24 protein-coding genes are annotated in these 26,950 nt (G+C 40.6%); 4 read left to right on the forward strand and 20 right to left on the reverse strand.

Annotated features, from left to right (window positions below; all coding sequences use genetic code 11):
- Window positions 1-19: 19 nt before the first annotated feature.
- The 10 genes from A6749_RS09785 to A6749_RS09830 all read right to left on the reverse strand — a co-directional run bounded on the left by A6749_RS09785 (window position 20) and on the right by A6749_RS09830 (window position 10,686).
- Entirely contained in the window at window positions 20-1,396 is a 1,377-nt protein-coding gene (locus A6749_RS09785; protein ID WP_066388734.1) for a dihydroorotase, read from the reverse strand.
- Between the two features lie 16 nt (window positions 1,397-1,412).
- Window positions 1,413-2,144 carry an IclR family transcriptional regulator gene (locus A6749_RS09790; protein ID WP_066388735.1) on the reverse strand — a complete coding sequence of 244 codons (732 nt, stop codon included), beginning with the start codon at window positions 2,142-2,144 and terminating at the stop codon, window positions 1,413-1,415.
- 156 nt (window positions 2,145-2,300) lie between these two features.
- Entirely contained in the window at window positions 2,301-3,533 is a 1,233-nt protein-coding gene (locus tag A6749_RS09795; protein ID WP_066388736.1) for a Zn-dependent hydrolase, read from the reverse strand.
- A 13-nt stretch (window positions 3,534-3,546) separates the two neighbouring features.
- Window positions 3,547-4,314 carry an IclR family transcriptional regulator gene (locus A6749_RS09800; protein WP_066388738.1) on the reverse strand — a complete coding sequence of 256 codons (768 nt, stop codon included), beginning with the start codon at window positions 4,312-4,314 and terminating at the stop codon, window positions 3,547-3,549.
- Window positions 4,307-4,948: an AroM family protein gene (locus A6749_RS09805; RefSeq protein ID WP_066388742.1), complete on the reverse strand. Its 642-nt coding sequence runs from the start codon at window positions 4,946-4,948 to the stop codon at window positions 4,307-4,309. The genes A6749_RS09800 and A6749_RS09805 overlap by 8 nt, the downstream gene beginning before the upstream one ends.
- A 227-nt stretch (window positions 4,949-5,175) precedes the next feature.
- Complete coding sequence (lsrF, locus tag A6749_RS09810; protein WP_066388746.1) at window positions 5,176-6,054, reverse strand: 3-hydroxy-5-phosphonooxypentane-2,4-dione thiolase; 879 nt, start codon at window positions 6,052-6,054, stop codon at window positions 5,176-5,178.
- Between the two features lie 46 nt (window positions 6,055-6,100).
- Window positions 6,101-7,180 carry an autoinducer 2 ABC transporter substrate-binding protein LsrB gene (gene lsrB / locus A6749_RS09815; protein WP_066388749.1) on the reverse strand — a complete coding sequence of 360 codons (1,080 nt, stop codon included), beginning with the start codon at window positions 7,178-7,180 and terminating at the stop codon, window positions 6,101-6,103.
- A 6-nt stretch (window positions 7,181-7,186) separates the two neighbouring features.
- Window positions 7,187-8,182, reverse strand: coding sequence for an ABC transporter permease (locus tag A6749_RS09820; protein WP_066388750.1), 996 nt, complete (start codon window positions 8,180-8,182; stop codon window positions 7,187-7,189).
- A gap of 1 nt (window position 8,183) precedes the next feature.
- Window positions 8,184-9,176: an ABC transporter permease gene (locus tag A6749_RS09825; protein WP_066388752.1), complete on the reverse strand. Its 993-nt coding sequence runs from the start codon at window positions 9,174-9,176 to the stop codon at window positions 8,184-8,186.
- A 1-nt stretch (window position 9,177) separates the two neighbouring features.
- Window positions 9,178-10,686: a sugar ABC transporter ATP-binding protein gene (locus A6749_RS09830; RefSeq protein WP_201787872.1), complete on the reverse strand. Its 1,509-nt coding sequence runs from the start codon at window positions 10,684-10,686 to the stop codon at window positions 9,178-9,180.
- A gap of 331 nt (window positions 10,687-11,017) precedes the next feature.
- On the opposite strand from A6749_RS09830, the gene A6749_RS09835 reads away from it, so the two are divergent.
- The 3 genes from A6749_RS09835 (at window position 11,018) to A6749_RS09845 (ending at window position 13,908) form a co-directional block, all read left to right on the forward strand.
- Window positions 11,018-11,881 (forward strand): sugar-binding transcriptional regulator, encoded by an 864-nt coding sequence (locus A6749_RS09835; RefSeq protein WP_161487133.1) that lies wholly within the window; start codon window positions 11,018-11,020, stop codon window positions 11,879-11,881.
- Between the two features lie 46 nt (window positions 11,882-11,927).
- Entirely contained in the window at window positions 11,928-13,487 is a 1,560-nt protein-coding gene (gene lsrK, locus A6749_RS09840) for an autoinducer-2 kinase (RefSeq protein ID WP_066388762.1), read from the forward strand.
- Between the two features lie 73 nt (window positions 13,488-13,560).
- A complete protein-coding gene (locus A6749_RS09845; RefSeq protein WP_066388764.1) occupies window positions 13,561-13,908 on the forward strand; it encodes a cupin domain-containing protein in 348 nt (115 codons plus the stop codon).
- Window positions 13,909-14,027: 119 nt separating this feature from the next.
- Here the strand turns inward: A6749_RS09845 and cls are convergent, their stop codons facing one another.
- Both cls and A6749_RS09855 read right to left on the reverse strand, forming a co-directional pair.
- On the reverse strand, window positions 14,028-15,482 hold the full coding sequence (gene cls / locus A6749_RS09850; RefSeq protein WP_066388774.1) for a cardiolipin synthase: 1,455 nt from the start codon (window positions 15,480-15,482) through the stop codon (window positions 14,028-14,030).
- Between the two features lie 235 nt (window positions 15,483-15,717).
- Window positions 15,718-16,176 carry a hypothetical protein gene (locus A6749_RS09855; RefSeq protein WP_066388783.1) on the reverse strand — a complete coding sequence of 153 codons (459 nt, stop codon included), beginning with the start codon at window positions 16,174-16,176 and terminating at the stop codon, window positions 15,718-15,720.
- Window positions 16,177-16,443: 267 nt separating this feature from the next.
- On the opposite strand from A6749_RS09855, the gene A6749_RS09860 reads away from it, so the two are divergent.
- Window positions 16,444-16,938: a universal stress protein gene (locus A6749_RS09860; RefSeq protein ID WP_066388787.1), complete on the forward strand. Its 495-nt coding sequence runs from the start codon at window positions 16,444-16,446 to the stop codon at window positions 16,936-16,938.
- A gap of 652 nt (window positions 16,939-17,590) precedes the next feature.
- On the opposite strand, the gene A6749_RS09865 is transcribed toward A6749_RS09860, so the two are convergent.
- From A6749_RS09865 to A6749_RS09900, 8 genes are all read right to left on the reverse strand, one after another.
- The gene (locus A6749_RS09865) at window positions 17,591-18,862 is read right to left on the reverse strand and encodes a TRAP transporter large permease (protein WP_066388790.1); all 1,272 of its coding nucleotides are present in this window, start codon (window positions 18,860-18,862) and stop codon (window positions 17,591-17,593) included.
- Window positions 18,843-19,340 carry a TRAP transporter small permease gene (locus tag A6749_RS09870; protein WP_066388792.1) on the reverse strand — a complete coding sequence of 166 codons (498 nt, stop codon included), beginning with the start codon at window positions 19,338-19,340 and terminating at the stop codon, window positions 18,843-18,845. Before A6749_RS09870 ends, A6749_RS09865 begins: the two co-directional genes overlap by 20 nt.
- Before the next feature lie 82 nt (window positions 19,341-19,422).
- Window positions 19,423-20,445, reverse strand: coding sequence for a TRAP transporter substrate-binding protein (locus tag A6749_RS09875; RefSeq protein WP_066388794.1), 1,023 nt, complete (start codon window positions 20,443-20,445; stop codon window positions 19,423-19,425).
- A 126-nt stretch (window positions 20,446-20,571) separates the two neighbouring features.
- A complete protein-coding gene (locus A6749_RS09880; protein WP_236719648.1) occupies window positions 20,572-21,600 on the reverse strand; it encodes a DctP family TRAP transporter solute-binding subunit in 1,029 nt (342 codons plus the stop codon).
- Window positions 21,601-21,791: 191 nt separating this feature from the next.
- Window positions 21,792-22,460 carry a response regulator gene (locus A6749_RS09885; RefSeq protein WP_066388798.1) on the reverse strand — a complete coding sequence of 223 codons (669 nt, stop codon included), beginning with the start codon at window positions 22,458-22,460 and terminating at the stop codon, window positions 21,792-21,794.
- Window positions 22,453-24,030 carry an ATP-binding protein gene (locus A6749_RS09890; protein WP_066388802.1) on the reverse strand — a complete coding sequence of 526 codons (1,578 nt, stop codon included), beginning with the start codon at window positions 24,028-24,030 and terminating at the stop codon, window positions 22,453-22,455. The genes A6749_RS09885 and A6749_RS09890 overlap by 8 nt, the downstream gene beginning before the upstream one ends.
- Before the next feature lie 609 nt (window positions 24,031-24,639).
- Window positions 24,640-24,834, reverse strand: coding sequence for a histidine kinase (locus A6749_RS09895; protein ID WP_236719649.1), 195 nt, complete (start codon window positions 24,832-24,834; stop codon window positions 24,640-24,642).
- Window positions 24,835-25,342: 508 nt separating this feature from the next.
- A complete protein-coding gene (locus tag A6749_RS09900) occupies window positions 25,343-26,941 on the reverse strand; it encodes a helix-turn-helix domain-containing protein (RefSeq protein ID WP_066388808.1) in 1,599 nt (532 codons plus the stop codon).
- Between the last annotated feature and the right edge of the window lie 9 nt (window positions 26,942-26,950).

A 26,950-nucleotide genomic window follows, 5' to 3' on the forward strand; every position in this document is an offset into this window, starting at 1 on the left:
GGTGGTTACCCGCTTATGCTTATAAAGGTAATGCTGCTTTTGCTGCAGAACCAGGAACAAACTTTCCGTATCCAGGATTTTGCGTTACATTCTCCCCGTCAAAAACCTCTTCCCCGCGTACGATGGTTGAAATCACTTTACAATTTAATTCCTGTCCATCAAATGGAGATAATTTAGAGAAAGATCTAAATGAATTTTGGTCAATGACCATTTTTTGATTTGGATCGATCACGGTGAAATCGGCATCGTATCCAATACTAATCTGCCCTTTTCCCGGAATAGAAAATACTTCTGCCGGATGGGTAGACATTAAATTGGCAAATGCATTTGGTGATAGTCTCCCATTTGAAACGGTACTGTTGAACATAAGCGGTGTCATAATTTCTACACCAGGAAGTCCCGAAGAGGCAAGGAAGATATTATCGTTTCCTTTTATTTTTTGTTCAGCACTCCACGGAGCATGGTCGGATGAGATAAGATCTATATTTCCTTCTTCAATATGTTTCCATAAGCCTTGAACTTCCTCTTTTTCTCTCAATGGCGGATTGTTTTTTGCAACCGGGCCGTATTTTTCTAAATCTTCCACATCCATTAACAAATATGGATAACAAGTTTCACAAGTTACTTTTACCCCTTGAGCTTGGAATTGCTTGATTAAATCAATGGTTCTTGGATGGCTGACATGGACAATATGCAGCTTAACGCCTGTCCAATACGCAAATTCCATTAACTTCAACACTGCACTCGTTTCCGTTAATGGCGGACGTGTTTCGTTATGGGCTTTAGGATAAACTTTTCCTTCATTAATATACTGATCAATTAAATCAACAATAATTTCATCGTTTTCCGAATGGAACGCTGCCCTTAGTCCTGTCTGTTCAATTAACTTCATGGCTTTTAGGATTTCCGTATCGGGAATGCGCGGAAAGCGATATTCGTCTGTTTCGAACGTAGACATTTTAAAAGCAACTGCCCCAGCTTCAGCCAATGGAATGATTTGGTCTGTTCCATTCCGCTTGGAAATCGTTCCCCATAAGCAAATATCGACAACAGCTTCCTTCTCTAACTGCTCTACTTTCTTTTTGAAAATCTCCACATTATTGATTGGGTTTGGCAGATCGTAGGGCATATCCAGGAATGTGGTAATCCCGCCTGCTGCTGCAGAAGTGCTTGTCGAGACAAAACCCTCATTCGGGTTGCTGAAACAGTGCACATGCACATCAATGACTCCAGGAAATACATAGGACTCGCCAAAGTCCTTGATATTGTCAGACTGCAAATGTCCTTTTCCTTCATGAATACTTACAATTTTACCTTCGTTAATTCCCACTTCACCTTGAATAACAGAGTCCTTTAAAACAATTTTCCCCCTAATAATGCGTTCTACTTTATTCATGTTCAAACCCCTCCTGTTAAATTTGATTTTGTATTTTTTCAACTGCATTTTTGAGTGCGTTTACAATTTCAACTGTCTCTTTATTTTCCAAACGTTCTTTTGGTCCCGCAATACTCAAAGAAGCAACTAACTTATCATCACAATCAAAGATCGGCATTCCAAAAGCGGTAACCCCATAATCAATTTCACTATTTGAAACGGCATAACCCTGATCCCGGATTTCTTGTAAATGACCTAACATCTCATCTAGATTTAAAATGGTTTGTTCTGTATGTTTTTTTACCATGCCGCTTCTAAAAATTTCCTCCACCACGTGGTCGCCCATATAAGCCAGTAAAGCTTTAGATGACGCACCGCCGTAAAGCGGGACAATGGTTCCCTGCTCAGATGAAACCTTGATGGGATGCCCCGACGGAACAGAAGCTAAACAAACTGCCTGCAAATTCGAAGGGACTAGTAAAATTGAGGTTTCTCCAGTCGTCCTTGTTAATTCCCTCATCGCATCTTGGGAGACGGCCGGCAGATTAATATCCATTTTGACGATTTTCGCTAATTTTAAAAAAATATAGCCTAAACTATACAATCCTGGTGAATACTCAATGATGTAGCCTTTTTCCTTCAGCACCCGCATATGCCGGTACACAGAGCTTTGTGGCTGCTGTAACTTCGCTGCTATTTCAGGAACCGAAAGCGTTCTTGATTCAAAATCAAATAGCTCTAAAATTTCTAACGTTTTTTCTGCGCTCACAATATTACCTTCTTTTATCAAATAGTGATAATGTATTATCTATATTTGATAATACACTTCATAAAACAATCTTGCAAGTGGTTTTATTCTCCATTATCAGAAAATTTAGAGTCAAAAAAGGCCCATTAACCAAAGTTAATAGACCTCCTTAAAGATTTATTTAGCAAACTCTAAAACTGCGTTTAACATCGCTTTCGTTCCTAAATAAAGATCTTCTTTTTCTGCCCATTCCTCTGGGCAATGGCTTCTTCCATCTTTACAAGGAATAAAAATCATCCCTACAGGTGCAAGCAGTGACATTTGATTTGCATCATGCCCAGCCCCGCTCGGTAGTTCAATGACATTATCCGTGATCGACCTGCATGCGTTAGTTAATAGCTGCTTAATTTCATCGTTGACGATGATTGCTTTTGAACGCGAAACATTTTCAATCTTCAACCCTACTTTTCTTCTTTCCGCAATCGCATCCGCTTCCGCTAAAAATTGGCTTGCTACCCTACCAATCACTTCTTCAGAAATGCTGCGGATTTCAACCTGATATTCACATTTTCCAGGCACAACGTTTGAAGCATTTGGAAAATTATTGAAGACCCCAACCGTTCCAACCACTGGATGTTCATATTTTCCGCCAGCAATCCGCTCTAAAGCCAGTGTCATTTCAGATGCAGCTGTAAGCGCATCATTTCTCATATCCATTGGTGTCGTCCCGGCATGATTGGGCAATCCATCTACAAAAATCTTGTAGCGCTGAATTCCAACAATCCCTGTCACAACACCTAAATTCGCATTCTTATTTAACAGCACAGGCCCTTGTTCAATATGCAGTTCCAAATATAAAGCAATCTTATCTTTTACCTTTTTACACTTTTCAATTTCATTTGGGTTTCCGCCTGCAAAGGAGATGGCTTCTGCAAGTGTCTGCCCATCTGAATTCGTATAGGACAGCATTGCCTCTGATAGATTGCCTGACCACGCACGGCTTCCAACCGTAGATAACCCGTATTCCGAAGGCTCTTCTGCTGTAAAATCAACAATTTCAATCGTATGTTTAAGCTGGATGCTTTGCTCTTTTAAAGAGCGGGCAATTTCCAGCCCCGCGAGAACCCCGGCAATTCCATCAAATCTTCCCCCGTCCGGAACTGTATCCGTATGCGAGCCAATCACAATAGACGGCAGACTTGGATCGGTCCCAATCAGCCGTCCAATCACATTCGATGCAGCATCCATTTCAACTTCCAAACCGATCTCGCGCATTTGATTCATCAGCCATTCCCGGCCTTGGTTATACTTTGCCGTAAAGGACCGTCTTGTCCACGGTTTTCCTTCGATTGTAATCGCCGCTAATGCATGAACCGTTTCCCATAATCTTTCTTTATTGATCAATTCCATTTTCTACACCCCATTAATAGTTTAATAAATCCGACATATTGCGAGCCGCATCTAACAAAATCACCGATAAATCCTTTATTCTTTCCTCGGTAAATTTTTGACTAAATCCCAGAATACTGACTGAACCTACCACCGTTCTCGATTTTGAAAAAATAGGGGCAGCTACTGCACTAACGCCAAGATCTAGTTCCCCATGGCTAATAGAAAAGCCCTTCTCTTTTATTTCCTTTAAATCTTCTAGAAGATCCTCTTTTGAAACAGTGGTTGATTCTGTGAACTTTTTCAAATCCCCTTTACCGACGATCTTTTCTACTTTCGTCTGGGGAATAAAAGCCAGCACTGCCTTTCCAGATGCTGCCGCATGCAAGGGGGAATATCTCCCCACAATTTGCGTGACATACACAGACTGCTGGCTGTCGATTTTATCAATACACTCCACGTTCTTATCCACAAGGGCAGAAAGCGTTACGGTCTCTCCACACAGTTTAGCCAATCGTTCCAACTCCGGCCTGAGCGTCCGCTGAAGGGCCTCATTTTGATCAAAGCGGTCGGCAAGAATATAGAATTCCTCCGCTCTTAAACCATAATCACCATTTTCCTGTTGAAAAATATAGCCTCTTCTTTGTAGTGTTTTTAAAATTCTGAACAATGTAGATTTATTAATTTCCACTTCTTTTGATAATTCCCCAACCGATATAGGCCGATTGATCATCGATAAATGGGAAATTACTTGCAATCCTTTATCTAGAGTTAACAAAATTTCTGAACTATCTTTAGACATGTTTAACCTTCTTTGCAACGAGATGCTGTACATTATGGCAGGTGCAGTGATGTTTATTTTCTATTTTTTCAACCAATTCATAATCAAATCCATAACAATCCATAATGATATTAGTAGGATGATGGTCTTCAATTTCTCTTTCAATTTCATCCAAAACAGTTGCAGATTTTGGATGTATAGCTGCAAAATGTTTCTTCCCTTTTACATTGCCCCATTTTACTTGCGCTGACCCTAACTGTTCTTCGATCGGGACCAAAATGACGGTGGTATCATCCTCTTTAATTCCTGCTGCAGCCTCCGTCATCACATTAAATGGATAGATGATCGGAGTTCGTTCGGATGTACATGCAAACTCACTCATACAAAGCACCGCTATTGCCTCCGATGAATTCTCATACTGTTTTATTAGATTTTTAACATATTGTTCTATGATGCTGTGACGGATGTTGGCCATGCCATTTTTCAAGACAACATATAATTTCTCTTCCCCCGGCAGTTTTTCTAACGTTTTGATTTCTTCCTGGGAAACATCATCCAGGGCGCCAACTAATTGAAAGTCTTTTACTCCACCTAAATGGAATGCCTTTAATAAGTCTTCCCGTGGAGTTTGACCAATCGTGATTAACGTTATCATCCTATCCCTCCAGGCCTTTATTATTTCTAATATAGAAACAGTTGTTTCATTTCTTTATTAAAAATATAGACTAAAGGAAATAGAATTGTCAATCGAGTGGGAGGCCAAGGCCAGTTATTAATATGTGGTGTCACCATAATTAGATAGTTTAGCGCTTCAGCTTTTACAACAAAAAGCCCCCGCCCTAAAGCGGAGGCTTTACTTATCTATACAATGATCTAATAATACTAGTTTGTGAGGTGCTGGAAAAACTCATACCCCTGTTTATCCGTAAACCCTTCATGAACAACCTTGTTTACAGCTTGAATCATTTCCTCAGGATATTCGGATTGGAAAATATTCCTCCCCATATCCACACCAGCGGCCCCGCCTTGAATCGCGTTATAGGCCAAAGTAAGGGCATCCTTTTCAGGTATTTTCTTACCGCCTGCAACAACCAGTGGGACCGGGCAGGCAGAGGAAACTTTTTCAAAATCCTCACAGTAATAGGTTTTCACAAGCTGCGCACCAAATTCAGCAAGCATTCTTGTCGCTAATAAAAAGAAACTGGAAGTCCGCTCCATTGCTTTGCCAACAGCCACGACACCTAATGTTGGAATCGAATATCTTAACCCCAAATTAATGGCTCGGTTTAACTCTTCAATCGTTTCCTTCTGTCCATCTGCACCGATGAAGGTTTGAATCGCAATCGCGCTCGCATTCATCTTTATGGCATCTTCAATGTCAACGACCATGGATTCATGGCTTAGGTCATCCTGGAGAACGCTGGAACCTGATGATGCCCTTAAGGCAATCGCCTTATTATAGGTCGGCGGGACACTGCTTCGAATCGCCCCTCTCGTCCCCATTAAACAATCCGCATGCTCTGCCAATCTCGGAATCAGTAAATCCAATCTTTCCAAACCGGAAGTAGGTCCCATGAAATAACCATGATCAAATGCCAGCATAACCGTTTTTCCAGTCTTCGGGTTAAAAATTCTCGATAAGCGATCCTTCATTCCCCAATCATAATTGTTCGCACCCTTCACATGAAAATGACCATTATTAGCGAAAGGAACATTCTCCGAAAAATCCTTTGCATTTTTGTTGCCCATAATATCTGCCATTTCTCTCTCCTTTACTTCTAGGAACCGCTACTACAATATCAAAACATTAAAAATTGTAGTCGTTCGTATTATCTTTCGTAAATACAATCCGCTCCGGTAACACAATAATCCCTGAATCATCTGCGGTATAATCGTAGCCTTGAATGGAGTTTGGCTCTACTTTAACTGTGCCCATATCAGGAACCTCGATAGAGTCACCGACCTTTAGTGCATTACCTTGAGCCAGCCAATAGGCAACGTATACAGCAAGGGCACCTTGATCTTTAACATCCCATAATCCATGATTGTTAATGGTTCCATTTTCAATAAATTGCCTCATGGAATTTGGCGAGGCAAAGCCTGTAATAATAACATCCTTTGCTTTTAATCCCTTATTTTCAGCTGCTTGTGCCATTGCCGGAAGAGCAGTGGAGTCCGGACATATAATAGCATCGATGTCAGGATAAGAACTTAAAATACTTTCACCGACCTGCAATGACTTTTGTTCATTGGCATCACCATATTGGGTTGTGACAACTTCCCACTTTGGATATTTTTCTTTTATATATTTATTGGCATAATTAACCCAAGAGTTTTGGTCTGGAACGGTTGGGCTTGAATAGAACCAGGCAATTTTCTTCGCATCATCTGGTTGATCCATTTGTTCTGCAGCCATATCAACAAGCATTTTACCCAGGATTTCTGGTGTACCTTGGTTGATATATAACGAACGATATTTAGGATCAACATCGGAATCCCATGTAACGACTTTAATGCCGGCATCCAATGCCTTTTTCAATGCCTGATTTAAGCCATCAGAAGTGACAGACGAAATGGCAATCGCATCCGCACCGCTGTTCACAGCACTGTTAATGATTTGTACTTGGTTGGCAACCGTACCTTCCGGCGCCCCGTCATACTTCACCTTAAAACCAACTTTCTTCGCCATCTCCTGTGCACCATCGTTACCAGATTCAAAGAAGGCATTCCCTGTCATTTTTGGAATAAAAACAACTTGAATATCTTTCGCGTCCTTCTTTTTCCCGCCGTCTTTAGAGCCGCCTTCTTCTTTAGATCCGCATGCAGCCACAAACATCATCACAATCGTTACAAGAATCAGCAATTTCATCGTTTTTAATTTTCCCATTGCCGCCTAACCCCCATTTTGTTTATGTGTGATGATTCTCTTTACGTTAAATCTGAAATCCGGATTGATTCCCAAAAACGCAACCGACACAATGAGGAGGACCCCCGTAGCCAATCCAATATATTGGGTCGCAACTCCAGCCATTTGCAAACCCACCTGCATAAATCCCAGTATGATGCTAGCTAATGCCGTCCCGACAACACCCCCTTTACCTCCTGTGATTAAAGTTCCTCCCAAGACAACGACAGTTAGAATGGGCATCAGATACTCAGCACCATAATCAGATCTTGCACTGCCTAAATAGGAGGTTAATACAACCCCGGCAATACCGGCACTTAACCCTGACAAAACATAGGCAGCCGTCAACACTTTCCTCGTATGAATCCCAACGTACTCAGCAGTGTTTTGATTGACTCCTGATAGATAGACATATCTGCCAAACCTTGTACGATGCAGAAGGATATAGGCCACCAAAAACATGATAAAAAAGATAATAACGGCATTTGGGAGTCCTAGAACCATTCCATTGGCAATTTGGCCAAAACTTTCAGGGAAGCCGGTAAACCCTTCATAGGTGCTGACCCCGGATAATCCCACCAGCACGATGGCAATTCCGCTATATAAAAGCATGCCGCCTAGAGTGATCACCATTGCTTGAACCCTTCCATAGGCAATAAGCACTCCATTTAGAAGACCGCATAATCCGCCCGTCAAAACAGCACAAAGGACGGAAGCCCAGATATTAAGCCCTGCCACTTGAAATAAAAGTCCTGTGACAACAGAACTCAACCCTATAATGGAGACACCCGAAATATCGATTCCTCCCGTAATAACGACCATGGTGACAAAGAAACCAATAATAGCAATCGCGATAAAGTCGTTAAAACTATTTAACAGGATGGAGATATTCCAGAATCTCGGGTTAATCATCCCAAAAACAAGGATTTCAAGCACAATTAAAACGAATAAAGTGAGGTGCCATTTCGGGATTTTTGTGAACATGTCAATCGTGAGCCTCCTTTTGCAGCACTCTTGCATTTAATCTCACTTTCCTTGCCTTTTGATTGGCTTTAAATGCAAGAAGGGCATCGATTACGACAATGATGATTAACAGCGAACCCGAAATCGTACTATTCCAAAAAGCTGGTACTTTCATATAAACAAGAGCAGAGTTGATTGATGTTAAAATAATCGCTCCCAATGCTGCCCCAACAACCGTTCCAATCCCGCCTATTAATGAGACGCCGCCAAGAACGCACGCCGCGATGACCGTCAACTCAATTCCTGCGCCGGCATTTGTTGAGACAAAGCCAATTTGGCTGACAAAGATGAGCCCAGCTAAAGCAGCGCAGATACCTGAAATAACAAACGAGTAAGCAATATATCGATTGACGGGAATCCCTAGGGAAACAGCACCGTCCCTATTGTCACCAATCGCGTTGTAATACCTCCCCTTGCTGCTCTTTGTCAGGTATACCTGAACCAGAATAACGCCGACTATCACGATGACCGTCAATACATTCATACCGAAGATGCCTATGTTAGAAAGCCCTTTTACTTTCGCAGGGATATTTTCCACCCATTTTCCGTTCGTATAAATAACCTGGAGGACTCGTGTGATCGAAAGTATGGCCAGCGTCATAATAAAGGAAGAAATTTTTAACTTAATAACACCAAATCCATTAATCACACCAATGCCTGCTCCAATTAGGATGGCCACAATCACGGCGGTCAAAATGCTGCCCCCATCCCTAAGAATCGTTCCACAAACAGCAGCCGTCAGGCCCAGCGTTCCACCGACAGAAATATCCAAATTCCCCGTTAATAGGACAAAGGTCATCCCGACCGCGAGAACAATATAAAGCAAGCTGCTTTTCAACGATTTATCGATATTTTGCAAGGATAAGTAGTCAGAATTCACCAAACCTACAACGAGAAATAGAACAATTAAAAATAGGAAGGTTCTAAATTCCCTTAGTTTGATTATGTTTGTCATCCTAGACATCCTCCTGATCACTTCCTTCATATGTTCCAAAGGCTGCCTTCATCACATTGGCCGTATTAATTTCATCCAAGGAAAGACAAACATCGCAGGTTCCCTGATAGACTGCATAGATGCGGTCACTAATTCGTTCGATTTCTTCTAGGTCGGAGGAAATTAGCAGGATAGAAATTCCTTGGTTTTTTAATTCCGTCATGATGGAATAGATGTCTCCCCTTGCCGCAGCATCAATTCCCCTTGTCGGTTCATCCATGATGATCAATTTAGGATTCATGGAAAGCGCTCTGGCAATAACAGCCTTCTGTTGATTTCCGCCTGAGAGCGATTTCATCTCATCGTCTTGGGAACTCACCTTAATCCTTAATAGATCAATATACCGATTGGCGACTTGCTCCTCCAACTTTTTCTTCGTAAAAAGACCATGCCGTTTAATAATTTGTGCCGTGATATTATGCCGTACAGAACTTATTGAAAATACCCCATGCAAAAATCGATCCTCCGGTATATAAGCTAAGCCGCTGTTCATTGTTTGATTGATGGAAAAATTGGTAATGTCTTTGCCGTCCAAATACACCTTTCCGCTCTTCACCCGGTTAATTCCATAAATCGATTCAGCAATTTCTGTTCTCCCAGCCCCAACAAGCCCGGCGAGCCCCACAACTTCTCCCTTGTAAACTTCAAAACTAATATTCTTAAATCCGTCGCCAACAAGGTTTTCTACTTTAAGGACCGCTTCCTCCCCCTGGCGTTCTGCCATTCGCTTTTCAAATCGACTCTCATAATGTGCTTCATTTCCAACAGGAAGCAATCCTTGAATCAACATGTCTTTTGTGAATTCGTCTATTTTCCCTTTCAGTGTGACTTGACCGTCCCGTAAGATGACCGCATGTGTGGAAATCTGAAAGACCTCATCCAGACGGTGTGTAATATAGAAGATACCAACTCCTGAATTCTTTAACTGCTCAATCACTTTGAATAAAGCTTCTGTTTCAGAAAATGTTAAGGTAGAGGTTGGTTCATCAAGAATTAATACCTTTGACCTTCGCAAAAGTCCTTTGATAATCTCGAGCTGCTGCTGTTCTGCAATACTTAAGGTAGCGGCAAGCCGTTTCAAATCAAGATTCCAGCCTAATTCTTTAATAAGCTTGATTGCTTCTCCTCTTACTTCGTGTTTAATTTTTCCAAAGCCAATCGTCAGGTTTTGCTCTACGGTCATATTTGGAAATAACAGCGGTTCCTGGGGCACTAAATAAATGCCCCTTTCATGGGCGGAGTTTGGATTTAAATTACCTGCCCGTTCACCACTAATCTCAATCGTTCCAGAGTCTGGCTGATAAATCCCTGTGAGGATTTTCATCAAGGTACTCTTTCCTGCCCCATTACCGCCGATAATCGAAATAACTTCCGACTCATTCAGTTCTAATGTAATCCCCTGTAAAACGGTATTTCGGTTAAATGACTTTCGGATACCCTCCAATCTCACCAAGTTCTGCGGCACTTTCACAAACACCCCCTACCTTAGCACTAGTTGATGTAACCGTTTTCCACATTAGTTCCATACATTTTATTCACGGAACATCATTTTATTCATTATCAAACTTTTCATTCTTTTCTTTAAATTCATCGAATAGGATATTGTACTAAGAGTGAATCAGCAACAGAAGCCATTAGAGCACTAATGACTTAAACAAAATTTGCAGAGTCCTTTGTTATAAGATCAAACAATAGTTTCCATATGAAATTTTTGTATAAAAAATAAACGGTAGAGAGTGAAGAACATGGCCTACGAAAATAGCCTGATCATTAACGTCGCATGGAAATACTACAATGAGGGCATGACTCAAAATGAGATAGCGGAGTCTTTGAACCTATCAAGAATGAAGGTGATTAAATACCTCGAGATTGCGAAGGCCAACCACATCATCCAATTTAAAATTAACCTGGATCATGTTGTGGACATGGATCTGCAAAATAAAATTAAGCAGCAATATGGTTTGCAGGATTTATATATTGTACCCGCTGCCGGCCAAAATTCGTTAGATAGTCTTTCCAAGGCGGCTGCCCAATACATTGAAGACAGAATTACCAGCGATACCATGATTAACGTTGGATATGGGCAGGCCGTTTCACGAACCTTGGGGCATCTAAATATCTCCACAAAGTATAAGGTTACCTTCGTCTCCCTATCTGGGGGCGTCAAATTTTATATACCAACAGCCATTGATTCTTCATCTGATTATTATTCAAATCCCAATTACAATCATTACATCATGCCGGCCCCATTAGTGGTATCGACAGAACCTCTTGCCAAACAATTGCTCAATGAAAAACCAATCAAGAAGATCCTGGAAATGATCCCGTATTCAAACATAACCATTATTGGCATTGGGGCAGTGAATGAGCGAGCCACCATTGTAAAAGAAGAGTACTTGACCACAAATGACATGGAAATCATTAAATCGATGGGAGCTGTAGGTGATGTTTTGAGCCAATTTTACGATATAAATGGCAATGTTATAGATTACAAGTTGCATAAACAGCTAGTCAGTACAGAGATCAGTCTTTTAAAATCGCTGAACCATGTGGTGGCTGTTGCTGGCGGTTTGGAAAAGAGAGAGGCCATCATCGGCGCCTTAAGAGGGGGGTATATCGATGTATTAATTACAGATGAGGTTGTTGCCAAGAGTCTAATAGATTGAAAAATGCCTTTAGTCCTTAATAATTGATGGAAAGGGAGAAAGCGGCATGGTAAAGTACTTAATGGCAATAGACGCCGGTACCGGCAGCGTCAGGGTCATTTTATTTGACACACTAGGTAATGAACTCTTTTGTACACAATCAGAATGGACCCATAAGGAGGATCCAAGATATCCAGGGTCCATGGACTTTGACATCGACACCAATATCGAAATCATCATCCTGCTTATTAAAGACCTTTTAACAGAGAGCAGCATCAACCCCGCAAACATTGCAGCCATTTCCACTACCAGCATGCGCGAAGCCATTGTCCTATATGACCAAAACGGCAAGGAACTTTGGGCCTGCGCCAACGTAGACTCTAGGTCAAATGATGAAGTGGCAAACCTTTATAAAATCAGCGACACACTCGAAACCGAACTTCATCAAATATCCGGCCAGACATTTTCTTTAGGAGCCATCCCGAGAATCCTTTGGGTGAAAAAAAATCTCCCTGAAATCTATAACCATATCAAATATGTGACGATGCTGAACGACTGGATTACCTATCGCCTGACTGGTGTCATCTCCGTTGAACCTTCCAATGGCTGTACAACCGGCCTCTTTGATTTGAAAAAACGAGGTTGGGAGCCAAGTATTTCAGAGAGGGTCGGTCTCAGAAATGACATTTTTCCAGTAGTAAATGAAAGCGGATCCATTATTGGCCATGTAACCGAGGGGTTCGCTGCCCTTACCGGACTGAGCACACAAACGCTCGTTGTAGCCGGCGGCGGCGATGCCCAATTAGGCTGTATCGGTATGGGCGTTATCGGTGAAGGGGATGCAGCTGTTTTAGGCGGAAGCTTTTGGCAATACGAATATACCACCAGCCAAGTCGAAATCAATGATGCCTGCAAAGTACGGGTGAATTGCCATGCCATCCCGGGCACCTGGCAATATGAAGCGATCGCCTTCTTCCCCGGATTAATCATGAGATGGTTCAGGGATTCGTTTTGCGAGCTTGAAGCCCATCTCCAAAAGGATACCGGGGAAAGTATTTACGCCCAAATGGAAAAAAGGGCGATCGATATACCTGCCGGCAGCCACGGGATGATCTGCACGTTTTCCGATAAAATGAATTATTTTTCATGGAAGCATGCGGCACCGAGCTTCATAGATTTTAAAATTGATAGCTCCTTTAATAAAGCAACCTTTTATCGCGCCATTATGGAGAATGCTGCATTTGTCACCAAGGGAAATATTGAGGAAGTGTCCAAAACGACAAATAGGTCGCCTGAGTCAATTGTATTTGGCGGCGGCGCATCAAAAAGTGACCTGTGGTGCCAAATTGTTGCGGACGTTCTAAATATGAAAGTAAAAGTTCCTGTTGTAAAGGAATCTACGGCTCTTGGTGCGGCCATTTGTGCCGGTGTAGGAGCAGGTGTTTATGGGAGTTTTAATGAAGCTATTAATAAGGTTGTTAAATTTGAAAAAACCTTCGTACCAAACGAGGCGAATCGAGCTGTTTACGATGAACTATATCAAAAATGGGAATCCGTTTATAAAGTACATTTAGACTTGGCGGACCAGGGATATACGGATCATATGTGGATTGCCCCGGGCTTATAAAGTGAAACTTCAATAAGTGGGGGTTTTACTGCCCGTTAATACGGGATCAAGTATGCAAAGGAGAGGAATCAACATGACTGTTCTTAACGAGAATGAAAGAGAATATCGCTTTGGTGACAGCGGGCCCAAGTATCTTCTAAGAGGTCCGAGAATGAACTTTGGAGTGGTTGTGCTGCAGCCGGGACAGGACTTTCCCGCACATTATCATAACATTATGGAGGAGAACTTCTATATATTAGAGGGCGAACTGGAGATTCACATTGACAAGGAGATTTTCTATTGTAAAAAAGGCGATTTTATTCACGTCGAACCAAAAAAGGTCCACTATTTGATCAATAAAGGAGATACCATCTTTAAAGCAGCATTTATGCTGGCACCTTATCAAGAAAAGGATAAGGTTGATGTGGATTACAGACCTTAGGGACATGGGGACAGGTTCCTTGTCCCATTTTAAGAGGGACAGAGGGACAGGAACCTTGTCCCTCTCGTAACACGTATGAGAAGGAGGGTGGTTGGCACCTGGTACAACTCCCGTCTCCCCTATAAAATCGGAGAAAGCAGACGGGAGATGGATTCTTTAAATCGAACCGTCCCAGATCGTTCTTTATACTGTTCCAAAGTCAGCTCCACACTATCTTGACTATCTTCTAAGAACAAATCATAGAGGTTTCGCGCAATCTTCTCGTCATAAATCAAGGCATTTACTTCAAAGTTAAGCCTAAAGCTCCGGAGATCAATATTGGTTGTGCCAACAGAGGCTACTTCCTGATCGACTACAATCGATTTCGCATGTAAAAACCCATTATCGTATAACAAAATCTTGGCACCATAAGGCAGCAGTTCGCCCGCATAGGCAAGGTTCGCCCAGCGGACAAAAGGATGATCCGGCTTATTCGGAATCATAATCCGTACATCCACTCCAGAAAGCAGAGCCATTTTACAAACATCCATAAAGCTTGAGTCCGGAACAAAATAAGGGGTTTGAATATACACACTCCTCTTGGCCGACATAATGAGCTTCAAGTACATATTTTTCAAATGTTCAGTCATCGAGTTGGGGCCGCTTGAAATAATCTGAATCGCGCTGCTCCCGTTATTCCGCTCTTCCGAGATTGAATACGCCTCGTAATCAATGATTTCTTGCTTTGTGGCCTGTTTCCAATCCAATACAAATCGGCCTTGAATATGTGTCACCGCATCGCCGGTAATTTTCAGATGCGTATCACGCCAATTTCCAAATTTCTTATTGAGTCCTAAATATTCATTCCCAATATTGAACCCGCCAATATAGGCCATCTCTCCATCAATGATGCAGAGCTTCCGGTGGTTCCGTGTATTAAAACGGAAGTTGATTAATTTTAGAAACGAAGGAAAAAACACCTCTACCTCGCCGCCGCTGTCTATCAGCTCTTTGAAAAAAGAACGGTCCATCCTCCTTGAGCCCACTTCATCATAGAGAACCCGAACCCGGACACCTTCCTTCGCTTTCTTTGTCAATTCATCCCGCAGCCTCTTCCCCAGAGAATCACGCTGAATGATGTAATACTCGAGATTAATCTCCTTCTTGGCATTCTGAATATCTTCGAATAACGACTCGAATTTATCTCTCCCATGCTGAAAAATGGTAACTTCATTGTCATCCGTCAGTAAGGCGTTCGATGACTTCATGTTCATCGTAATCAGATCGGCATGCTCCTTAAGCAACGGCTTTTCGTTAAAATCAGAACTTGTCAGCTGCTCGAGCTGTATATTTACAGCGTCATTTAAAAAATTTCGTTCTTCCTCTGCAAGCTGATAAAAATTTCTTTGCTTCAGCTGCCGGCCTAGAAAGATGTAGACAAAAAAGCCGACAATCGGGAGAAAAAACAAGACCATCAGCCAGGCCCAGGTAGAGCTGACGTCTCTTCTCTCTACAAAAATAACCACAATAGCGAATAATATATTTAAGATAGTAATAAGCGCAACAAGTAACGCAATCACATTCTGCATTTCCATAAGTTAAACTCCTATAATCACAATGGTTTGTTCTATATATAGATTGTGCGGTATGCGGGCTGTTCAGTCAATACGTATTCAAAACCGCAGAAATTATTTATAAGGGATATATAGTAAAAAAGAGAAGTGCTGTCAACACTTCTCATGCAGCCTTTACCGTCAGGATGATGGTTGGCTATATTTCGGTTTACTCTGGCCCCCTCTTTTTCTTGTAACAGGTACTGAAACTCCAAATTTATGATTCTATTTTTTCTTTAAATGCCTCCATTTTTCCCTTTGTTTCATTCATTAATTTCTCTATTGCTGCGATATCAGGCTTGTCTTTTTTAGCTTCACTAATGAGCGGATATAAACTTTCTTCAATCTTTTTATAGTCTTCCGGATAGTTTTCCTCTACCTTCTTTTCTATGGAATCCCAGCTTTCTTCCAGCTCTTTTCCGGTTGTTTGAATTAACTCCGAGTTTTCCGCTTTCGTTTCCAAGTTCGTTTTTAAATTGTCTAACACAGTAATCACCTTTGCACTGCCGTTTGAAATTTCTTCATCACTTTGACTCTCTTGCTGTTTATTGTCTGTTTGGGTTTCAGTTGTTCCCTTTTGATTTTCAGCAGTTTTTTCATTGTCAGCATTAGAGCTGCATCCGGCTGCCATTAATACTAGTAAAATAACGGCTAAAATAAAATTGAATTTTTTCATGGTATCCCTCCTCGCCATGTAATTCCCCTTCGAATCCTTCATTAAACCGGTTCGACCGAAATAATATAAGTGAAACTCCAAATCACTTCGATATAAGCGAACAGCCGCTAATTACTTTGTGTAATTAGGGGCAGCTTCTATTTATTCGGTCGTATTGCGGGCGGTACCAGGCACAAGGATTTAGGGGTTAGACTACAGGCACTCGAGTTTTATTCAAAAGAAAAAAGGGTATAAATTCTATAATCTTAAAACGAAAGGAAGATGAACATGTATAATCATATTCTTATAGGTTTTGATAATTCCGAAGACAGTATGAAAGCATTGGAAAGAGCCGCACAATTCTATGCACTGAACCGTGACTGTAAAATTACAGTTGCTCATGTTATTGAACAGCACATAAACAATATGACCGCTTATAATTATACTTATCCTGTCGTACCAAGTATAAATGGAGGAATGAACCCATCTCCAATCCCCCTGCCTGAGAATGAACTTCCCCCGGAAATTCTAGAAACCAGCCGGCACAGTACGATTTTGGATCATGCGAAGTCATTTTTAATGAGTCAAGGGGTACCTGCCGAATTTGAGTCATTAGACGGCAAACCTGTTAATGATGACTTATGTGAGTTTGCCTCGGAACAAGATGTGGATTTAATTATTGTGGGGAATAGCGGAAAAGGAGCGCTCCAAAAACTGCTAGAGGGTAGTGTCAGTGAAAAGGTAATGAAAAAAGCGGAGATGGATGTCCTTATTATTAAATAATAGAAACGCCCAAATTTACATGTAGAAATTTGGAATTTATCATTGGGACTGACCCTCATTTCGGTAAAACTTTACTAGGACGGGTGACTGATTCCGTTCTTATATACTAATATGGTAAAAAAATCAACATCCCTCGGAAATTATTTTTGAACATTTTGTGACAAAGTGTTATAATAAAAATAACAAAAGGAGTGGTACCCATGAATAAATGGTCAAAACAAGGAGTTATTTTCGCCGCGATCCATACTTTATTTTTCCTTAACTTAGCATTTGACTTTATTGAATTTTTCTAGACTTGCTACACACTTCTGAGTGACTGATATGTTAATATTCTTCTACTATCTTCTCTGCTAATGTTTTGTTCTCTCTTCATCTTAGATTCAGATTTCCATTTTAAAAAAGGGCATTCGTTGTCTTTAGGCACGAATGTTTTTTTCTGGACGCATATCCTACTGTTCTATACAAACATGGTGTATCAGTATGGCTGACAATAAAGATGTCTTAAGTAATGGTCCTTTCTTTTATGGTACGAAAGCAGAACTCAATGAACTTATGAAGGACATTTCCCTCCCCCTAAACTTAGCAACAGAAAAACCTACCAATATACATCAGTAGGTTTTTTTCACTTTTACTCGTTCTTTGAGGTTTCACTTTATTGCATTCTATCCGGCAGCCAAAGTGATAATCCAGGGACGATGATCACGAATATGAGGACGATAATCATTAAGACAATAAACGGGATGACTCCCCTTACGACATTGCCGAGTTTTTCTTTGGCAATCCCACTTACGACGAACAGGTTTAGTCCAACCGGCGGTGTGATCATGCCTAATTCCATATTAATCGTCATAATAATGGCAAAGTGAATCAAATTGATATCGAAATGTTTAAGCATTGGTAGCAAGATTGGCAGAGTAATAAGAATAATAGATACTGCCTCTAAGAACATTCCCATTGCAAAGAACAGGATATTGACAATGATCATAAATATCCATTTATTGACTTCACTGTCAGCAATCCATGAACCAATTTGATGGGGGATTTGGGCATTTGTTAAATATAGACCAAACAAGCTTGCAGCTCCGATAATCAAGAAAATCATGGCCGTAATATTAATCGACTCAATTATGATCGGGCGAATATCCTTCCAATGAAGCTCCCGGTAAATAAAAGCAGAAACAATAATTCCATAAAATACAGCTATAACTGCAGACTCCGTTGGTGTGACGACACCGCTATAAATACTGCCAAGAATTAAGAATGGCAGAAATGCCCCCCAAATGGCTTTTAAAGACTTTCTTCCCCGCTCACTCCATGAGGCCTTCTCGCCAAGTCCATAACCTTTTCGCTTCGCATAAAAAATGGCGGAAGCAATGAGTACCCCTCCAAGTAATAAACCAGGGATGACACCGGCCATAAATAACTTTCCAATCGATTCCTCTGCTGTAATCCCATAAATAATTAACGGAATGCTTGGTGGAATTAAAATCCCAAGTGTACCGGCGGCAGCCACTAGACCCATAGAATATTTCTTATCGTATCCGGCATTCACCATCGCCGGAATCATAATGGAACCAATTGCAGCAGCAGTTGCCGGACTTGAACCGGAAATGGCCGCAAAAATCATACAGGCCAAAATCGTAACGACGGATAAGCCCCCCGGCAAATGTCCAACCCACGATCGTAATGCCTCAATCAAATATTTTGATATTCCTCCACGGGCAAGCAGGACCCCTGCCAGAACGAACCCCGGAATCGCCATCATCGGGAACGAATCAAGTGCCGTGAAGATCCTTTGCGGCAGCATGTTCATGTTAAAATCAGTCAGCATCAATACGACCATTGTCGATGTTGCCAAGCTAATCGCAATCGGCACCCGAAGAATCATCAATAGAAAGAAAACGCTAAGTAATAGGATTATCATAGTTTTCCTCCTGCCCGCGCAATTGGTTCACGAATCGCTCAATAAATCGCAATAAAAATAAGATTCCAGATATCGGTAATATTAAATAGACGATCCACATCGGAATGCCGACATCTAATGAAACCATTCCAGAAGAATATCTGGCTTCGACAAGAATCAATCCGTAATACGTAAAAGCAAAACAAAACAAAATACATACAATTGTGGCAAATAAATCTACGATACGTTTCGCACCTTTCGAAAGCTTGTCGTACAAAATATCCACCTGAATATGATGGTTATATCTCAACGCAATCGCAAATCCGATGAAAGATCCCCAAATGATTAAATACCTGACAATCTCTTCAACCCAAGCCTTTGGTTCGTTAAAGATATACCGCATAATAACGCCATAGAAAATGAGCGAAATTCCGGCAAAAAAGAATGTACCGGCGGAAAGCTCTTCAATGAAGTTCCAAATTCTTTTTAACCCCTTCATGATGCACCCCTTCTTTCATAAAATTTTTCGTAATGAAAAGAATGAGTGTCGATCAAAAGACTTGATCGACACTCATAAGTCCTTATTTTAGATTGCGAATGCCATCAATCAGCTCAGACGTAATTGTATCTCCAAACTCATCGTAAACCGGTTGTAAAGCTTTAGCCAAAGCTGCTTTTTCATCATCAGTTAAAGAAATAACCTCCACTTTACCGGAGTTTTTAATATTTTCTAAGCTCTTTTCATTTTCTTCTCCTGCAAGCTTCCATTCAAGCTCTGTTGCCTCTTTCATTGCTTCTTCCACTTTTGTACGAATATCTTCCGGCATGCCATCCCAGAATGTCTTATTAACAAACACGGCGTAATCCAAGCGGCCATGTTCACTTAATGACATATATTTTTGTACTTCCTGATATTTCTGTGTATCAATATTATTGTACGTATTTTCTTGTCCATCTACGGTACCTTGTTGTAACGCTGCATATGTTTCACCGAAAGCAATAGTAGCACTTCCAGCACCAAGAGCTTTAAATTGAGCTTCCAACACTTTTCCCGCTTGAGCACGGAACTTAATACCCTTGAAGTCCTCTGGTTTTTTCAATGGACGTTTATTATTTGTAAAATGCTTAAAGCCATTTTCCCAGAAGGCAATCCCCATAACATCGTTAGCCGCTAATTTATCGCTGTTTAAGAGCGTTTTGGCAACGTCGCTATTGAAAAACTTGTGCACATGCTCTTGATCTTTAAATAAGTAAGGCATGTCGACATACTGCCAGCGAGGATCTAATTTAACCATTTTTGTAACAGACGGAGCAATCATATGAACATTTCCAGATACAAGGGCATCCAGTTCATCATTATCTCCATATAACTGCGAGGATGGGTAGACTTCTACCTTTGCCTTTCCCTCCGTCTTTTCTTTTACTAACTCAGCAAAACGTTCAGCCGCTTTTCCTTTTACACTATCAATCGATGTAACATGCGAAAATTTAATGACAATCGGATCATCTTTGGTTGCAGTCGTTTTCTTGCCGGAACCACCTGAACAGGCTGTGGCAACCAATAAAAATAAACTAATCATGCTAATTAACATGACCTTTTTCATTTCGTTTTCCCCCTTTGTTTTGACTAAAAAACTTATATAATAAAAGTTACTAGGGTAATAGAATCCGACTTGGCTTTCCCCTGATCCATGTAAAATTCCATTACAATAACCTTATTACTGAAATTATTATTCTTTATATTTAGGCAAAGCCTTTATATATTTTTCACCATACTTTACGGTAAAATAGTCATATATCGGCTTAAAATCCTTTTCCCACGCTTGTTTTTCCTCATCTGAAAGACGATAAATATCGATACATTGACAGTCTTCTAGTTCTGCCAGTTTTTCACCATTTGTTTTCTTTGCCTGTTCCATTTCCCATTCGCTTACTTCCTTTAATGTATCTTTAATTAAAATCTGAATACTTTGGGGAAGCTTATCCCAAAACTCTTTATTCATTAACAATAAATAGCCCAGATAACCATGATCGCTTATGGTTAAATAATTTTGATGATAATGGAGATTTTTACTTGTAATATTGGAAAGTGTGTTTTCCTGCCCATCAATATCACTTTTTTCCAAGTGTGTAAAAACCGTATTAAAATCAATTTTCTGAGGAATGGCTCCCAGGCTGATAAATTGCTTTTCTAAAATTTCGCTTGGCATGATTCTTATTTTTAGATTATGTAGATCAGCCGGTTTAAGGATGGGATGATCACGATTGCTGATCTGTTTAAAGCCGTTGTCCCACATGCCCAGCATCAGAAGCCCGTGATCGTCAAATTTAGATGAAAGCCCTTTCCCAACAGGGCTGGCAATATATTTATGCACTTCTTCATAACTGTTGAACGCAAAAGGCAGATCAATGACAGACCATTCGGGAATAAGTTCAGTCACTTTTGATGTTGCAGGGGCAATCATTTGCACATCCCCTTGCAAAAGCGCTTCCATTTCTTCGCCATCTTTATAAAGAAACCCATTTGGGAAAACCTGAACTTCAACATAGCCATTGCTTCTATCCTTGACCAGCTGAGCAAACTTTCGTGCTGCCAAACCTTTTGGCGTATCTTCACCTACTACATGGGAAAATCGAATAACAATTCGTTCATCTTCACCTAATTGCTCATAATCCTTAGGGTACTGAGTGGATTCGCAGCCAATTAGCATGAAAACCAATAATAATCCGATTAATTTTAAACTAGACTTGGTGTACAATTTCTTCCTCCAAATTAATCGACAAATAAGATATTCTCATTATATCGACTATTTTTATTTTTAAAATATTATGTATTTATTGAACTTTTTGGTCTTTATGGTATCTCTTTGGAAAAACTTCCATTTCCAAAAATGATTTTTCACAAACAAAAAGCTGTTACACTATTTGTGAACAACTCTTTGTTTGGTACCTATTTTAATGAATAATACTTCGTCGGCCTCCCCACATTCCCATATTGCAATTCTATTTGTACCTTATCTTTACCAGCTAGGAAATCTAAATATTTCCTAACTGTTACTCTGGCCATTCCTAAGTTTTGTCCTAATTGTTCTGCCGTTATCGGGGGTTCCGCAGACCCTAAACCAAGCAAAATTTGTTTCATGGTAAATTCATTCAAGCCTTTTGGCAAATCAATTCCATTTTCTGAATTCCCCAGCCATTTATCAATATCCTCTTGATTTAACATCTGAAGTGATTCGATTTTGCCCACCATTTTACAGTAATTTTGAAGTGATTGTTGGAATCGTTGCAAACGAAAAGGTTTTACCAAATAATCAATGGCTCCCAACCGCATCACTTCCTGGATCGTACCTGCATCACGAGCGGCAGTAATCATAATAATGTCAGAAGGAATTCGTTCCGTTCTTAGTTGGACCAATACATCCAACCCCGAAATATCTGGCAAAAACATATCTAGCAAGACAAGCTTTGGCTTTAGCTTTTTTATTTTTTCCAGGGCATCTTTTCCGGATGTAGACATTCCAATAAGAGAGAACTCGTCCATTTTTTCCAAAAACCCTATATTTACCTCTAATACAATTGGTTCATCCTCAACGATAAATACAGAAATTTTATTCATTGTCGATTCCCTCTCCCACTTTTATTGAAAAGATCGTTCCACCATCAGGTTCTGTTTTAGCTGAAATTTTCCCTTTATTTGATTCCACAATTTGTTTAACTAATGCCAAACCAATTCCTCTGCCTTCTTTCTGTTTGGTGCTATATCCGTATTCAAAAATTTTCTCCGCATCTTCCGGTAAACCGCTTCCATTATCCCGAACCTCAATATATAGAAATGTTGCATTTCCCTGGAGTAAAAGATGGACGATACGTTGCTCGCGTATTAAACAGGCTTCCATCGCATTATCCAATAAGTTCCCGATCACCGTGACCAGGTCCCCGCTTGAAAATCCATTTATCACTTCCAATAAACAGGATTTTTCATTGATGATCAATGAAATCCCTAGTTCTTTGGCCCGCGATCTTTTCCCCAAAAGAAGACCAAGAACGGAGTAGTCAGAAATATGATCTTTTAAAAACTGTATAACGGTTTGTTCATCTGAAATCTCATCAACAATCATACTTAAGGCCTCATCCGATCGTTCTAATTGAATCAATCCGGCAATACTGTGCAGTTTATTCATATATTCATGGTTTTGGGAGCGCAAGGCATCCACAAGTGTTTTAATCCCCGTTAATTCTTCTGCGAGCATGTTGGCTTCCTTGCGATCCGTCATCATGATTAACGAACCGACAGGACGTCCATTCACATTTATGGGGTATATTTTAACTAAGTACATCACTTTCCGGCAAAGCAAAGGACGGTAAACGACTTCCTTACTTATAGAAAATTGCTTGCCCAGCCATGTTTCCGGAAATAGCTCGGAAATATTTATCGATTCCCCGAAAAAATTTGTATATTGAATAGCCAACCGATTCATAAACGTTATATTCCCTTTATCATCGGTTGCCAAGATGCCGATATCCATCGACTGCATCATACTCGAACGTTCTTCCACTAAGCGGGCAATTTCATAAGGTTCCAGATTGAGCGTTTGTTTTTTTAGATGATTCGCGATAAAAAAGGAACCGATAAGACCGATTAACAATCCCCAAAACAATGAAATAAACATGTCCTTCTGATATTCCAAAATAAGACTTTGAAGGGTGGGAGACATAATCCCAACCGTCACAACACCAACCTGTTTTACTCCTTCTGCATTCATAATTGGTACAAATGCGCGAATCGCATAGCCTAAAACCCCCTGAGCCTTTGAAATATATTCATGCTCCGATAATGAAGGTAATTCATCCCCGCCTTCAAAGGGTGTACCTAACTTGCTTTCGGAAGGGTGAGAATAGCGAATCCGATCCATATCAAAAACAACTATATAATCAACATTCGTCGCTAACCGCACCCTCTCAGCCATTGGCTGAATAATTCTTGCTCCGCCATTTTTCCCGACATTTGTTTTGATATCAGGCAGCTGAGCAACGGTTCGCGCAATCGCTATCGCGCGTGCCCCAAGCTCTTTTTCAAATGCAGTGGAAATATTAAGGATCATGAGCCAACCGCTTGTCATAACGGAAAAAACCACTAAAATAAATGAAAAAATAAATATCTTCATTCGTAAAGAAACTCTTGTCATTACAGTACCCCGCTGCTAAAAAACACACTATTAAGATGATTATTTCTGAAAAATATTCAAGCCAACACTTGATTTACCAACTAATATTATAGCATTTTTCAAAACATACATTTCGAAAAAATTAGAATTACGAGAATAGTAGAACAGCGGGTCTGGGAGTTGGTGATAGAGGAAGGATGAATGACTGGGAGAAAAATTTGCCCATGATGTTCTCCTTATCGTCGCAAACAAAAAAAGTAACCATCGTGCCAAGCGGACGAACGGCTACTTTTTTAAAAATAAACCAAAAATATCGCGTATATAATCCAAGATATAAAACTCGCAAAATCACCCAAAAAATAAACGGAAGCAGTTCTACAAATTTCTCAAGGATGTCAACCAAACAAACGTTTATTTAAAAATGCCAAATTACGCACTGCTAAAGGGTTTTATATGGAATGCAGCTAAAAATTTTGTCAGTCAAACAAACGTTTATTTGAAAGTGGCTCCAGCCCGCAACAATACAGTACGTTAGCGTTGTTTCTGGGATAAACAATGTCGATTCCTGTGAGTGAAGGTCTGTAACAATTTAATGCGTTAAACTTTAGCTGAGTGGGGGTCTGCCCCCAATTAAGGCCGCTTCTTCCCTTCGTTCTCTGGAAAAAGAAAATAGGATATGACTCCTGAGAATAGCCCCGCTCCGATTGCAATAATGAGTCTAGTGCCAAATTGTATATCTGAATACCCATCATTGAGCATCCAAAGTGCTACAACCATAACGATAATCATGATGGGAACGACAAATGTAAATCTTTTCTGCTTCAAATTTCACCTCTCCCTTCTGGCCCCTTTTTACCCTATTATACAGAAAAGAAATGGATAGATAATAAAAAAGGAGAAGGAGGACTGCTAAAGGCGTCCCACTTTTTAACGAGAGCAACATTGTTTTTCAGGGGAATTTTTTTGCATAAAGGAAACATTTTGTAAAAACTTAAATATAATAAAAATAAAGGAAGTTGATTTGGATGTATTTGTCTAAACGAATTAGAAAGAAAATTATAGTAAGTGCTTACCTTTGCAGGCTGTTTGGGGTTATTGGGCAAGAAGATTATCATTCAATGGTTAATCAATCAAAGTCTAATCATTAAGTTCGTCCCCGCAGGTGATCGTTCTGTCGGTGCTACATTGTCGTATAAAGTAGTTCGTTCCTATTGAAAGCTGCCAATTACGGCAGCTTTTGTGCATTTCCGGTCTGACCCAGATTCGCCGACTTCTATTACACTCTTTAACGCGGTAAACTTTAACTGAGTGGGGTCTGACCCCGCATCCCCATCTACCCTTGTGATCCGAGCAGGGAGTTTCGGTATTTGCTTGGGGTTTTGCCGGAGATGGCTTTGAAGACGCGGCTGAAGTAACGGGCATCTTGGTAACCGACGGCGCTGGCGATCTGGTAAATGGTTAGGTCTAGGTCCATCAGCATAGATTTTGCTTTATCAACGCGGAGATTGGTAATATATTCAATAAAGGAAGAACCGGTTGTTTTTTTAAACAGATTACTAAAGTAGTTGGGACTTAGATGTACATGGCTGGCTACTTGTTCCAAGGAAATATTTTCAATGTAATGGTGTTCAATAAAGGCAATCGCTTTTTGGACGGATTTAAGCGTTTCTTCGTTATAGTCTAGGAATGCACGCTCCAGAAGCTGTTTGATCGCCTCTTGGAACCACTTTTTCATTTGGCTCGTATTCTCGACCATCAGTAAATCACGGGCATACTCAAGATGAATCGAAATAATATCCTGCGGCTTTGCCCCGCCATTAATGGCTGACCTGGCTAAAGTCGTTAACAAATCCAGAATTTGCAGTTTAAGAACCTCGGGGTCGACATTCTGCTGCGTAAATACAGTATTCCACACCTTTTCAAGGCTTTCCTTGACACCGGTAAAGTCACCAACCGTCAGCTTACTTGCCACCGTTTCAATTTCACTATTCGGCAGTAAAGCGGTCTCGTTTTCAAACGGCTGAATATCGGCTATATGTAAAATCGCATTCGTCCCAGAAAAAAACTTATAGGTTTGGGCCTGTAACGCTTCTTGATAGGAAACATGTAAATTGCGGGCGTCCTCATAATAGCTGCCGATCCCTATGGTAACGGTATATCCTGTTTTTTCATTAAGATGCTGCTTCATTCTTTCTGCATAAGAGACGGCTAACTGCTTGTATTCCTCCTGACTGCTGCGCAATGGAATCGACAGCAGCACAGTAATTTTGTCAGCCGCGGTAATGACGGGCAAAATGTCCCGAATCTCTAAATCCCGAAACGTTTGAATCGCCGCAATAATCTCATTCCGGATTGTTTGCTCCCAAAGCTTGCTTTTGTTTTTGGTCAAGCGAAAAAATTCATCAATATGAAGAATCATCGCTGTATTCGGAACAACTGATAAGCCGGCCCACTTGCTGCGATCCCATATTTCCTTCGAATTTTTCACATTGCCAAAAATTAAATCGTAAGCGAGATGGCTTTTTAACGAAATAAGACATTCTTTTGCTAGCCTGGCTTTGCGATCACTATTATCCTCTTTCGCCATTGCCGCTTTTACTTCATGAAGCAAATAGTAAAGACTTGTTTTGTCCGTGGATTTGGTAAGGCAATCAAACGCACCCTTCTTAAAAAATATCCGTTGTTCCTGAATGGTAAATTCCGATTTAAGAACAATCGTATAGTCAGCGAGTTTCCTCCCCAGGATGGAGCGGTCCAGCTGATCCATATCAAGGAGCAGAACCGGGCAGGGGTTTTGTCTCAGTCTATTTACCCAATCACCCGCGGCATCATATACTTTCACGTTAAAGTGAAATTTGTACTCTATGTTGACAGATTCAATCAGCCCAATGGCTGTTTCATCGTTTGAAATAATAACTAGTGTATGAGCCATTTTTAAAAC

Source organism: Neobacillus mesonae (assembly GCF_001636315.1).
In the GTDB taxonomy this organism is placed as follows: Bacteria; Bacillota; Bacilli; order Bacillales; family Cytobacillaceae; genus Neobacillus; species Neobacillus mesonae.

Excerpts from the sequence above, each read along its gene's own strand:
- A6749_RS09825 (WP_066388752.1), bottom strand. The coding sequence starts at position 9,176 with ATGACAAACATAATCAAACTAAGGGAATTTAGAACCTTCCTATTTTTA.
- A6749_RS09785 (WP_066388734.1), bottom strand. The coding sequence starts at position 1,396 with ATGAATAAAGTAGAACGCATTATTAGGGGGAAAATTGTTTTAAAGGAC.
- A6749_RS09890 (WP_066388802.1), bottom strand. The coding sequence starts at position 24,030 with ATGACAAGAGTTTCTTTACGAATGAAGATATTTATTTTTTCATTTATT.
- lsrB (WP_066388749.1), bottom strand. The coding sequence starts at position 7,180 with ATGGGAAAATTAAAAACGATGAAATTGCTGATTCTTGTAACGATTGTG.
- A6749_RS09820 (WP_066388750.1), bottom strand. The coding sequence starts at position 8,182 with ATGTTCACAAAAATCCCGAAATGGCACCTCACTTTATTCGTTTTAATT.
- A6749_RS09900 (WP_066388808.1), bottom strand. The coding sequence starts at position 26,941 with ATGGCTCATACACTAGTTATTATTTCAAACGATGAAACAGCCATTGGG.
- A6749_RS09805 (WP_066388742.1), bottom strand. The coding sequence starts at position 4,948 with ATGATAACGTTAATCACGATTGGTCAAACTCCACGGGAAGACTTATTA.
- A6749_RS09865 (WP_066388790.1), bottom strand. The coding sequence starts at position 18,862 with ATGATAATCCTATTACTTAGCGTTTTCTTTCTATTGATGATTCTTCGG.
- A6749_RS09855 (WP_066388783.1), bottom strand. The coding sequence starts at position 16,176 with ATGAAAAAATTCAATTTTATTTTAGCCGTTATTTTACTAGTATTAATG.
- lsrF (WP_066388746.1), bottom strand. The coding sequence starts at position 6,054 with ATGGCAGATATTATGGGCAACAAAAATGCAAAGGATTTTTCGGAGAAT.
- cls (WP_066388774.1), bottom strand. The coding sequence starts at position 15,482 with ATGGAAATGCAGAATGTGATTGCGTTACTTGTTGCGCTTATTACTATC.
- A6749_RS09800 (WP_066388738.1), bottom strand. The coding sequence starts at position 4,314 with ATGTCTAAAGATAGTTCAGAAATTTTGTTAACTCTAGATAAAGGATTG.
- A6749_RS09885 (WP_066388798.1), bottom strand. The coding sequence starts at position 22,460 with ATGAATAAAATTTCTGTATTTATCGTTGAGGATGAACCAATTGTATTA.
- A6749_RS09835 (WP_161487133.1), top strand. The coding sequence starts at position 11,018 with ATGACTCAAAATGAGATAGCGGAGTCTTTGAACCTATCAAGAATGAAG.
- A6749_RS09870 (WP_066388792.1), bottom strand. The coding sequence starts at position 19,340 with ATGAAGGGGTTAAAAAGAATTTGGAACTTCATTGAAGAGCTTTCCGCC.
- A6749_RS09875 (WP_066388794.1), bottom strand. The coding sequence starts at position 20,445 with ATGAAAAAGGTCATGTTAATTAGCATGATTAGTTTATTTTTATTGGTT.
- A6749_RS09795 (WP_066388736.1), bottom strand. The coding sequence starts at position 3,533 with ATGGAATTGATCAATAAAGAAAGATTATGGGAAACGGTTCATGCATTA.
- A6749_RS09845 (WP_066388764.1), top strand. The coding sequence starts at position 13,561 with ATGACTGTTCTTAACGAGAATGAAAGAGAATATCGCTTTGGTGACAGC.
- lsrK (WP_066388762.1), top strand. The coding sequence starts at position 11,928 with ATGGTAAAGTACTTAATGGCAATAGACGCCGGTACCGGCAGCGTCAGG.
- A6749_RS09860 (WP_066388787.1), top strand. The coding sequence starts at position 16,444 with ATGTATAATCATATTCTTATAGGTTTTGATAATTCCGAAGACAGTATG.